Annotated in this window: 1 protein-coding gene; it reads left to right on the forward strand. The window is 58.6% G+C overall.

All coding sequences use genetic code 11. The features are described from left to right. The coding region (locus tag EOE18_RS18280; protein WP_281278054.1) for an exonuclease domain-containing protein at window positions 1–336 on the forward strand (336 nt) is incomplete at both ends.

Consider the following 336-nt stretch of genomic DNA (forward strand, 5'->3'; position numbering starts at 1 on the left):
TGGCTCCTGAATGCGATACCATTATTCTGCGCCGCGTTAACAGGCTGGACCAGTTTCCTCTGGCGGCAGATCCCCGCCCGCCCTTCATGGCGGTCGCGTTGGTAGATTGCGAAACCACGGGCCTGTCCCATGAAACGGACGAGATCATTGACCTTGCCGTGGTTCTTCTGAAGATCGATGCCTATGGGCGCGTGGTCCAGATCCTTGGCTCGGCTCAAAGTCTGCGGCGGCCCGTGGAGGCAACGATCAGCGCGAAGATTTCGCGGCTTACGGGTATTACCCCTGCCGATGTGGCCGATGTCCACTTTGATCCTGCGCCATTCGAGCAATTGTTGG

It is taken from the genome of Novosphingobium umbonatum (assembly GCF_004005905.1).
GTDB classification, from domain to species: Bacteria; Pseudomonadota; Alphaproteobacteria; order Sphingomonadales; family Sphingomonadaceae; genus Novosphingobium; species Novosphingobium umbonatum.